The 7,725-nt window shown below is 77.0% G+C and carries 1 protein-coding gene; it reads right to left on the bottom strand.

Translation table 11 applies throughout. The annotated features are described in order from the left end of the window. The coding region (locus tag ABZY91_RS40705) for a type I polyketide synthase (RefSeq protein ID WP_355409131.1) at positions 1 to 7,725 on the bottom strand (7,725 nt) is incomplete at both ends.

Genomic DNA, 7,725 nt, shown 5'->3' with positions numbered 1-7,725 from the left:
CGGGCCGCCAGCGCCCGCGCGGCGCCGTCGGCCGGGCCGTCCGCGTCGGCGCCCTCGGGCAGCACCAGCAGCCAGCGGCCGGTGAGCCGGGCCGCGGGCCCCGGCTCCAGCGGCTGCCAGTCGATCCGGTAGCGCAGCCGCCCGGTGGCCGGGGCGGTGACGGCGGGCGCCGGCCAGAACCGGCGGTGCTGGAACGGATAGCCGGGCAGCTCGACCCGGCCGCCGCCGGTGCCGCCGGGACTCCAGTCCACCGCCGTGCCGTGCACGTACAGCCGGGCCAGCGCGGCCGTCACCGACTCGTCCTCCGGCCGCCCCTCGCGCAGCAGCGCCACCGCCGCGCCCTCTGGGGTGTCCGGCAGGCTCTCCTGCACCAGCGCGGAGAGCACCCCGCCGGCGCCCAGCTCCACGAAGCGGTCGGCACCCTCGGCCCGGAGCCGCCGCACGCCGTCCAGGAACCGGACGGTGCCGCGCGCGTGCCGCACCCAGTAGTCGGGGGAGCACAGCTGCTCGGCGGCGGCCGGCTCACCGGTGAGGTCGGAGATCACCGGGAGCGTCGGCGGCCGGTACGCCAGCCCCGCCGCGACCTCCCGGAAGGCCGCCAGCATCGGCTCCAGCCGCGCGGAGTGGAAGGCGGTGCCCACCGCCAGCCGCTTGGTCCGCCGTCCGCGCGCCCGGAACTCCTCCGCCACGGCCAGCACCGCCGCGCGGTCACCGGAGAGCACGCAGGAGCGCGGTCCGTTCACCGCAGCGAGGTCGACCCCCGGCGCGGCCGGAACCGCCGCGAGCTCCTCCTCGGTCGCCTCGACGGCCACCATCGCGCCGCCCTCGGGCAGCTCGTCCATCAGCCGGCCGCGCGCGGCCACCAGCGCGCTCGCGTCCGCCAGGTCCAACACCCCGGCCGCGTGCGCGGCGGACAGCTCGCCGATCGAGTGCCCCAGCAGCAGGTCGGGCCGCACACCGTGGTGGTCCAGCAGGCGCAGCAGCGCCGTCTGCAGGGCGAACAGGGCCGGCTGGGTGTAGCGGGTGCGGTCCAGCAGCGCGGCCTCCGTACTGCCCGGCGCGGCGAACATCACCTCGCGCAGCGGCCGGTCCAGGTGCGGATCCAGCGCCGCCAGCACCTCGTCCAGCGCGTCGGCGAAGACCGGCTCGGCACGGTACAGCCCGGCCCCGGCCCCGGCCCGCTGGCTGCCCTGGCCCGGCAGGAGGAACGCCGTCCGCCCGTCCGCCCGCACCACGCCGGTGGTCACCGCCGCCGAGCGGGCGCCGTCGGCCAGCGCCCGCAGGCCCTCGCGCAGCGCCGCCCGGTCCGCGCCGTGCACGGCGGCCCGGTGCTCCAGACCGGCCCGGCTCACCGCGAGGGCCCGGCCCAGCTCCGCGAGGTCGACCTCCTCCCGCCCGTCCAGGTGGTCGGCCAGCTGCTCGGCCCGGGCCCGCAGGGCGGCCGGACCCCGGGCGGACAGCAGCAGGGGCGCACGGCGCGCGGGCAGCGGCGCCCGCACGGGGGCGTCGGGCGCCTGCTCCACGATCACATGGGCGTTGGTGCCGCTGATCCCGAACGAGGAGACGCCCGCGCGTCGCGGCCGGCCGGTGTCCGGCCAGGCGACGGCCTCGGCCAGCAGCCGTACCGTACCCGAGGACCAGTCCACGTGCGGGTTGGGCTCCGCGATGTGCAGGCTCCGGGGCAGCAGGCCGTGCCGCATCGCCAGGACCGTCTTGATCACCCCGGCGACCCCGGCGGCGGCCTGGGTGTGGCCGAGGTTGGACTTGACGGAACCGAGCAGCAGCGGCCGGTCCGCGGCCCGGCCGCGCCCGTACACGGCCTGCAGCGCCTGGGCCTCGATCGGGTCACCGAGCCGGGTGCCGGTGCCGTGCGCCTCCACCGCGTCGACCTGGTCGGCGGTCAGCCCTGCGTCGGTCAGCGCGGCCTGGATGACCCGCTGCTGGGAGGGGCCGTTGGGGGCGGTCAGGCCGTTGCTCGCACCGTCCTGGTTGACCGCCGAGCCCCGGACCACGGCCAGCACCCGGTGGCCGCGGGCCACGGCGTCGGAGAGCCGCTCCAGCACCAGCACGCCCACGCCCTCGCCCCAGCCGGTGCCGTCCGCGTCCGCCGAGAAGGCCTTGCACCGCCCGTCCGGGGCCAGCCCGCGCTGACGGCTGAACTCCACGAACAGCTTGGGCGTGCTCATCACCGTGACCCCGCCGGCCAGCGCCAGCTCGCACTCCCCGCGCCGCAGCGACTGGGCCGCCAGGTGGAGGGCGACCAGCGAGGACGAGCAGGCGGTGTCCACGGTCAGCGCCGGACCCTCCAGCCCCAGGGCGTAGGAGATCCGGCCGGAGAGCACACTGGCCGTGTTGCCGGTCAGCAGGTGGCCCTCGGAGATCCCCTCGGCGGCCGCCAGCGCGTCCACGTAGTCCTGGCCGTTGGTGCCGACGAAGACGCCGACCCGGCCGCCGCGCAGCGCCGACGGGTCCTGCCCGGAGTCCTCGACCGCCTGCCAGGCGGTCTCCAGCAGCAGGCGCTGCTGCGGGTCCATGGCCAGCGCCTCGCGCGGGCTCACCCCGAAGAACTCGGCGTCGAAGCCGCTGGCGTCCGCCAGGAACGCGCCGCTGCGGCTGTACGTGGTGCCGGGGCGGTCCGGGTCCGGGTCGAACAGCCGCTCGACGTCCCACCCGCGGTCGGCCGGCCAGTCACCGACGGCGTCCCGGCCCTCGGCCAGCAGCTCCCACAGCTCCTGCGGCGAGCCCACCCCGCCCGGGAAGCGGCAGGCCATGCCGACCACGGCCAGCGGCTCGCCCCCGTCCGGCCCGGTGGCCGCGCCGCCCCCGGGCGCACCGGCGGGGCCCGGCTCGGCCGACTCCCGCGCCAGGCCCAGCTCGGCCAGCAGCCGCACCGCCACCGCGTGCGGTGTCGGGTGGTCGAAGAGCACGGTCGCGGGCAGCCGCAGACCGGTCGCCGTGCCCAGCCGGTTGCGCAGCTCGACGGCGGTCAGCGAGTCGAAACCGAGCTCCGCGAACGCCCGCGCGGGCAGCACGGCGCCGCTGTCGGCGTGCCGCAGCACGGCCGCGGCGTTGGCACGCACCAGGTCGGTCAGCAGGTGCATCCGCTCGCCCGGGGCCAGCGGGGCCAGCCGGCCCGCCAGCTCGCCGGGCCGCTCCGCCGCCGCGGGCCGGACCTCGGCCGGCGCCGTGGCGGCGGGCACCGGCAGCCGTCCCAGCAGCGCCGAACGCAGACCGGACGACTCGGCCAGCCGCCGCCAGTCCACGTCCGCGACCACCACCAGCTCGTCGTCCTCGCCCAGCGCGCGGGCCACCGCGGTGATCGCGCTGCGCGGTGCCATGGTCGGCAGGCCGCGGTCGCCCAGCCGCCGGGCCACCTCGTCGGCCAGCATTCCGGCGCCCGCGCCGCCGGTGTCCCGGTCGGCCCCGTCGGTGCCCCAGGCACCCCAGGCGATCGCGGTTCCCGGCAGGCCGGCGGCCCGGCGCCGCGCGACCAGCGCGTCCAGAGCGGCGTTGGCCGTCGCGTAGTTGCCCTGACCGGCGTTGCCGACCACGCCCATCACCGAGCTGAACACCACGAAGGCGGACAGCTCCAGGTCGGCCGTCAGCTCCTCCAGCAGCAGGGCCGCGGTCAGCTTGGCGCGCAGCGAGAACGCCATCCGCTCGGGCGTCAGCGCGTCCAGGACCCCGTCGTCCAGCGCCCCGGCGGCATGCACCACCGCGTCCGGCCGGTACGCGGCGACGGCCGCGGCGAGCTGCTGCCGGTCCGTCACGTCGCAGGCCACCGGCTCCACGGCCGGGCCCAGCTCCGCCCGCAGCGCCGCCGCCCCGGGCGCCGCCGCACCCCGGCGGCTGAGCAGCACCACCCGTTCGGCACCCTGCGCCACCAGCCGGCGCGCCAGCTGCGCCCCGACCGCGCCGGTCCCGCCGGTTACCAGCACCGCCCCGGCCGGCCGCCACACCGCCGGGCCCGGCCCGGAGTCCACGGCCGTCCGGACGGGGGCGGCCAGCAGCCGGCGCCCGTGCACGCCGGTGGACCGCACCGCCACCTGCTCCTCGTCCCGCGCGGCCGCGAGCACCGCGCACAGCCGCCGCGCCGCCCGCTCGTCCAGTCCCGCGCCGTCGGCGGGCGGTAGGTCCACCAGCCCGCCCCAGCGCTCGGGGTGCTCCAGCGCCACCGTGCGTGCCAGCCCGGCCACGGCACCCTGCACCGGGCCGCCCGGCCGCTCACCCGCGCCGAGCACCGCCGTCCCGCTGACCAGGCACCACAGCGGCGCTTCCACGCCCGCGTCGCCCAGTGCCTGTACGAGGGCCAGGGTCAGCGCGACCGCGCCCGGCAGGTCGGCGAACTCCGGGTGCGGGCGCTCCTCGTGGGCCAGCAGCGAGAGCACGCCGGCCGGCGCCTCCCCGTCGCCGAGCGCCTCGGTCACCCGCTTCGCCAGCGTCTCGCGTCCCGTTCCGGGACCGCTCACGGTGAACGGGACCACGTCCAGGCCCACCGCGGCGAGCGCCTCGACCACCCGGCGGGCGGTGTCGCTCTGCGGCAGCACGGCCAGCCAGCGGCCCGCCGGTGCTTCGGCGGGCTTCAGGCCCAGCGGCTGCCAGCCGATCCGGTAGCGCCAGGAGTCGGCCTCGGCGGTCGCGGTCCGTTCGGCCCGCCAGCCCGCCAGCGCGGGCAGCACCTCGCCGAGCGCGGCCGGACTCACCTGGAGCTCGGCGGACAGTTCGGTCGGCTCCTGGCGCTCCAGGACGTCCCACAGACCGTCGGCGGACGGACCCGCCCCCGGGGGCGTGGTCGTGCGCGGGGCGAGCCAGAACCGCTCCCGCTGGAACGGGTAGGTGGGCAGTTCGACGCGTCGGCCGCGGGGGATCGCGGTGGTCCAGTCGACGGTGAGGCCGGTGGTCCAGGCGTGGGCGAGGGAGGTGAGGAGGCGTCGTCGGTCGCCTTCGTCGCGGCGCAGGGTGGGGAGGGTGACGGCGGTGTCGAGGGTCTCCTCGATGGTGGGGACGAGGACGGGGTGGGGGCTGGTCTCGATGTAGTGGGTGTGGCCGGTTTCGTGGAGGGTCTTGAGGGCCGGGGCGAGGAGGACGGGTTGGCGCAGGTTGGTGTACCAGTAGGCGGTGTCGGGCGGGGTGGTGAGCCAGTCGCCGGTGACGGTGGAGAACATGGGTATGCGGGGTGCCTGCGGGCTGATGTCGGCTAGGACGTCGAGCAGCCGGGTGCGGATCCTCTCGACGTGCGGGGAGTGCGAGGCGTAGTCGACCGGGATGCTCCTGGCGCGGACGCCCTCCCGCTCGCACACCGCCAGCAGTTCCGTCAGGGCGGTGCTCTCGCCCGCGACGACGGTGGTGGTGGGGGAGTTGTAGGCGGCGACGGAGATCCGGTCGGCCCAGGGCGCGAGCAGCTCGGTGGTTCGCTCGGCGGAGAGCCGGACGGAGACCATGCCGCCGTCACCGGCGATGGCGTCGAGGGCCTGGCTCCGGAGGGCGACGACGGCGGCGCCGTCTTCGAGGGTGAGGGCGCCGGCGACGACGGCGGCGGCGATCTCGCCCTGGGAGTGGCCGAGGACGGCGTCGGGGTGGACGCCGTGGTGCTGCCAGAGGGCGGCGAGGGAGACCATCACGGCCCACAGGGCGGGCTGGACGACGTCGACCCGCTCCAGCGGCTCGGCGTCGCGCAGCAGCCGGGTGAGCGACCAGTCGACGTGTGGGGCGAGGGCCTTCTCGCACTGGGTGATCTTCTCGGCGAAGACGGGTTCGGTGTCGAGGAGTTCGGCGGCCATGCCGGGCCACTGGGAGCCCTGGCCGGGGAAGACGAAGACGGTGCGGCCGGGGTGGTGGGGGGTGCCTTGGACGAGGTCGGGGTGGGGGGTGTCCTCGCTGAGTGCGGTGAGGGCGTGGCGGAGTCGGTGGTGGGTGCCGATGGTGACGGCGCGGTGGTCGAAGGCGGTGCGGCCGGTGGCGAGGGAGTGGGCGATGTCGGTCGGGTGCCCGTCGAGGGTCAGCAGTTGTGCGGCCTGGTCGCGCAGCGCTTCGGGGGAGCGGGCGGACAGCAGCCAGGGGACGATCGTGTCCGCGTCGTGCTCCGGTTCCGCGTGGTCCGGTTCCGCAGGCTCGTTCTCGTGGGCCTGTTCGAGGACGACGTGGGCGTTGGTGCCGCTCACGCCGAAGGAGGAGACGCCGGCCCGGCGTGGCCGCCCGTCCTCGGTCTCCCAGGCGCGGGCCTGCGTCAGCAGCTCCACCGCCCCCGCCGACCAGTCGATATGCGGCGAGGGACTGTCCACGTGCAGGGTCCTGGGCAGCACACCGTGCCGCATCGCCAGCACCATCTTCATGACGCCCGCCACACCCGCCGCGGCCTGGGTGTGTCCGATGTTGGACTTCAACGACCCCAGGAGCAGGGGCTGTTCGGTGGGCCGCTGCCGGCCGTAGGTGGCGAGCAGGGCCCCGGCCTCGATGGGGTCACCGAGCGTGGTGCCGGTGCCGTGCGCCTCGACCGCGTCGACCTCGGCGCCGGTCAGACCGGCGTCGGCCAGCGCGGCCTGGATGACCCGCTGCTGGGAGGGGCCGTTGGGGGCGGTCAGGCCGTTGCTCGCACCGTCCTGGTTGACCGCCGAGCCGCGCAGTACCGCCAGCACCGGGTGGCCGTTGCGTCGGGCGTCGGAGAGGCGTTCCAGCACCAGCACGCCCGCGCCCTCGGCCAGGCCGAAACCGTCGGCGGCGGCTGCGAAGGCCTTGCACCGCCCGTCCGGCGCGAGCCCGCCCTGCCGGCTGAACTCCATGAACATGCCCGGCGTGCTCATCACGGTCACGCCGCCCGCCAGCGCCAGGTCGCACTCCCCGTGCCGCAGGGACCGGGCGGCCAGGTGGAGGGCGACCAGCGAGGAGGAGCAGGCGGTGTCCACCGTGACGGCGGGGCCCTCCAGGCCGAAGACGTACGCCACGCGGCCCGACGCCACACTGCCGGCGGTGCCCGTCAGCAGGTGGCCGGAGAGCTCCGAGCCGGAGGTGAGGCCCGGACCGTAGTCCATCGCCATCGCGCCGACGAAGACTCCCGTTCGGCTGCCGCGCAGCGATCCGGGCTCGATCCCGGCCCGCTCGAAGGCCTCCCAGGACGTCTCCAGGAGCAGCCGCTGCTGCGGGTCCATCGCCTCCGCCTCGCGCGGCGAGATCCCGAAGAACCCGGCGTCGAAGAGGTCGGCCTCGGCCAGGAACCCGGCCTCGCGCTGGTAGTAGCGGCCCGGCTCGCGGCCCTCGGGCGCGTAGCCGGCGGCGAGGTCCCAGCCGCGTCCGGTCGGGAACTCCCCGACCGCGTCGCCGCCCGCCGCCACCAGCTCCCACAGCCGCTCCGGCGAGTCCACCCCGCCCGGGTAGCGGCAGCCCATCGCGACGATCACCACCGGGTCGTCCCGGTCGGCGGGGACGGGCGCGGCTGCCGCCCAGGCGTCGTCGGTGGGCCCGGACCCGGTCAGCTCGGCCCGCAGGAACTCCGCGACCGCGCGCGGGGTCGGCCGGTCGAAGACCAGGGTGGCGGGGAGGTTCAGCCCCGTCACCGCGCCGATCCGGTTGCGGGTGGCCAGCGCGCTGACCGAGTCGAGGCCGAGCTCCACGAAGCTGTGGTCGGCGGGCACCGGCCCGCCGCGCCCCAGCGCCTCGTTGACCGCCCCGCCGACCAGGTCGAGCAGCAGCGCGCGCTGCCGGTCGTCGGCCAGCCCGGCGAGCCGGTGC

This window comes from Kitasatospora sp. NPDC002965, assembly GCF_040611255.1.
GTDB lineage: Bacteria > Actinomycetota > Actinomycetes > Streptomycetales > Streptomycetaceae > Kitasatospora.
This window is presented reverse-complemented; position numbering and strand designations above follow the sequence as displayed.